This is a genomic window from Sphingobium scionense, assembly GCF_014197035.1.
GTDB classification, from domain to species: domain Bacteria; phylum Pseudomonadota; class Alphaproteobacteria; order Sphingomonadales; family Sphingomonadaceae; genus Sphingobium; species Sphingobium scionense.
The window spans coordinates 1-2,975 of record NZ_JACIEU010000077.1 but is presented as its reverse complement, the minus strand read 5'-3'; the positions used below and the strand labels follow the sequence as shown (position 1 = coordinate 2,975).

Here is a 2,975-nt window from a genome sequence, read left to right as displayed (position 1 = left end):
GTACGCATCCGATAGCAGACGCAGTGGAGCTGAGGGTCGAGATGTGAGATTATCGGCAGCGCCGCGAGGAGCTGCGTATGGAAGAGCGGGATATAGACACCGACCGGATTGATGAGGCGGTCCTGGCTCTGATGTTTTTGACGCTGCACGACCTGGATCGGATGTCAGGGACCTGTCGAGCCTGGAAGTCCTTTGATTGGGGCGCACTGGGACGCTTGTACGAGCAAGGGTTGATCCACGATCCCGTGGGCAAGGCGAAGTCGGTAGTGTTGACCTCAGCCGGCCGTCAGCGCTGCGAGCAGCTATTTCAGGGACTGTTCTGCACAAGCCGCAAGCCCTCAGTCTAACAGTTCAGGCGGCGAGTTCCTCGGCGGCCTGCTGCTGAGCGGCCTTCCAGTTCCACGGCAGGAGTTCGTGAAGGCGGTTCTGTGGGATGTCGGCGATCCGGGCAAGGACGTCGGTGAACCAGGCGAGCGGATCGACGTCGTTGAGCCGAGCCGTGCCGAACAGGCTGAACATCATCGCCGCACGCTGGCCGCCACGGTCTGAGCCCACGAACAGCCATGCTTTCCTTCCTCGAGCAACGCTGCGCAGTTGGCGCTCCGCGGCGTTGTTCGAGAGACATATCCGGCCATCGGCGAGGAAGGTGGTGAAGCCTGCCCAGTCGTTCTGAAGGTAGGCGATGGCCTTGGCCACGGCATCGTGACGAGAGAGCTTGCTGCGCGTCTCGTGCATCCAGGCCTCCAGTTCGGCAACGATCGGAGCGGACAGCTCCTGGCGAACGGCCAGGCGCTCGGCGGCAGGCTTGCCGTTGATGCCGCGCTCGATGGCAAAGAGACGATCGATGATCTCGAGCGCCTCGGTTGCCAGCGGCGAGATGAGCGGCGCAGTGCCTTTTTTCTTGCGCTTGAGCTGCTGTCTGAGGTCGACGAGCTTGAAGAATTCCCGGCGTGCATGAACCCAGCAATTTGCGCGCGTCATGGGCTTATCGGCCCAGCCTTCCTCGAACAGGGCATTGAAGCCGGCATACCTGTCGACCTGGAGAATACCAGTATAGCCGGCCAGGTGGGCGCGGGGATGCTCGCCCCTGCGATCGCTGGAGTAGTAGCACAGCGCCACTGGCGGCGCCGGGCCGCCGAACGGGCGATCGTCGCGCACATAATCCCAGATTCGCGCCACGCTGGTTTTCAGCTTGGCCAGAAGTGGAACCGTGGTGTCGTCTGCATGCAGGCGGTCAGCGGCAAGCCCATGAGCCTCCAGCAGCAGGAACAGGGGTTTCACCGCCACGCAGATCGCACCGATCTGATCCGCGAGCGTCGAGAGGCTCAAGGGGATGCCTTCGGCCTCGAGCCGATCACGCTGGCTGTTGAGGGGCTGGTGCAGACCGTACTTCTGGAAGGCGAGGTTTGCCAGGAAGTGCGGCCCGAACATCCCGCGCGGCGTCACGTGGAAGGGCGCTGGTGGCTGGCTGATCTTCTCGCACTTACGGCACGAGACCTTTTCCCGGACCGTCTGGATCACCTTGTGGCGGGCCGGTATTCTCTCGAGCGTTTCGGTGATCACCGGGGGAAGATGGCTTAGTTCGCCCGAGCCGCAGCACGGACAAAGCTCTGGCGCCGGGATAACGACCTTCTCACGCGGCACGTCAGCCGGGAAGTCGCGGCGGGTGGACCGCTTGCGGGTGAACGCTGCGACTGCGGTGGTCTTGTCGGCCGCAATTTGGCCGAGCAGTTCGGCCTCGCTGGCATTGGCCTCGAGTTCCTCGAAGGTCAGTTCGAGCTGACCCAGCAGGCGCCGGCTGCGCTCGGAGCTCGCGCCGTATTTGTCGCGGCGCATTGTCTCGTTCATCAGCTCGAGGTGGGCGTTGCGGGCCAGCAGATCAGCGTTGATTGCCCAGACTTTGGCAACCCGTGCTTCGGCCTCGAGCAATCTGGCCTGGGCCTGTTCCTGAACGATGGCGACCTCAGCCTCGGCCTTATCGGCCCGTTCCTGAACGAGCGCAAACTCAGCGCGAAGCTGGATGAGATCGTCGGACGGGTCGCTTGCAGGCATGCTTTTTTATAACACGAACCTGCCGCAAACCCCAGGATTTAAGCCAGTTTTCCCGCGTATTTTGTCTCACCAATGCGCCCGGACAGGCGGGATTTCTCGCACCTTGATTGACGCGGTGGATCAGCCGACCTGGGTTGGGCGCCAGGTCTCCTGGGGGTTACGCCAGTCTATACCCTCGAGCAGGCAGGCCATCGCCGATGCCGAGATGGCCACCGTTCCGTCCTTTGCGGCGGGCCAGACAAAACGTCCTCTTTCCAAACGCTTCGCGAATAATGACATCCCGAGGCCGTCATGCCACAGGATTTTGCACAGCGATCCGCTCCGGCCCCGAAAGACATACAGGTCGCCAGCATGGACGTCCTTTTTCAAGGCCTCCTGAACCTGCAACGCGAGCGACCGCATCCCCTTGCGCATGTCAGTATGGCCCAGCGCGAGCCAGACTTTGCCTCCGCTCGGAACCGGGATCATCGGATCAGCGCCTTCAGAACAGCGGCAGCCACACCGGGCGGCGCCGATGCGTAGATATTCACACGCCGCCCGCCAGGCAGATCCACCACGACAGCTGGCGGCGAAGGTGCCTGCTTGCTGCCTCCGTCATCAAGCACGACTGCTTCGACGAAGCCGACCTGCGCCGCAGTTGAAGAGCCAGCCACGCCAGACGCTTGGCACGCTTTGCGGCGCCAGGTGTAAATCAGCGCCGTCGATACATCATGCTGGCGAGCTACACGCGCCACGCAGGCGCCAGGAGAAAACGCCTCGGATAGAATCTTCGCCCGCTCGTCCTCATGCCAGCGCCGCCGACGCTCAGGCCCGCCGAAAACCGTGATCTGACCCACAAAAACCGCTCCTACGACCGCGCTCAAGAGCGACCTTAAGAGCGGTCTGTCACGTCCCGGGCAAGGCGACGCTCAACGGATGCGTAC

General features: G+C 62.8%; 4 protein-coding genes. 1 reads left to right on the top strand and 3 read right to left on the bottom strand.

The annotated features are described in order from the left end of the window. The first annotated feature begins 77 nt into the window (after positions 1 to 77). Positions 78 to 347: a DUF6429 family protein gene (locus GGQ90_RS28735; RefSeq protein ID WP_188084635.1), complete on the top strand. Its 270-nt coding sequence runs from the start codon at positions 78 to 80 to the stop codon at positions 345 to 347. A gap of 4 nt (positions 348 to 351) precedes the next feature. Here GGQ90_RS28735 and tnpC read toward each other — a convergent pair whose 3' ends face one another. From tnpC to tnpA, 3 genes are all read right to left on the bottom strand, one after another. Beyond that, on the bottom strand, positions 352 to 2,052 hold the full coding sequence (gene tnpC, locus GGQ90_RS28730) for an IS66 family transposase (protein WP_188084634.1): 1,701 nt from the start codon (positions 2,050 to 2,052) through the stop codon (positions 352 to 354). A 120-nt stretch (positions 2,053 to 2,172) separates the two neighbouring features. After that, on the bottom strand, positions 2,173 to 2,520 hold the full coding sequence (gene tnpB / locus GGQ90_RS28725; RefSeq protein ID WP_188084633.1) for an IS66 family insertion sequence element accessory protein TnpB: 348 nt from the start codon (positions 2,518 to 2,520) through the stop codon (positions 2,173 to 2,175). Next, positions 2,517 to 2,888 carry an IS66-like element accessory protein TnpA gene (gene tnpA / locus GGQ90_RS28720; RefSeq protein WP_188084632.1) on the bottom strand — a complete coding sequence of 124 codons (372 nt, stop codon included), beginning with the start codon at positions 2,886 to 2,888 and terminating at the stop codon, positions 2,517 to 2,519. Before tnpA ends, tnpB begins: the two co-directional genes overlap by 4 nt. Positions 2,889 to 2,975: the final 87 nt, after the last annotated feature.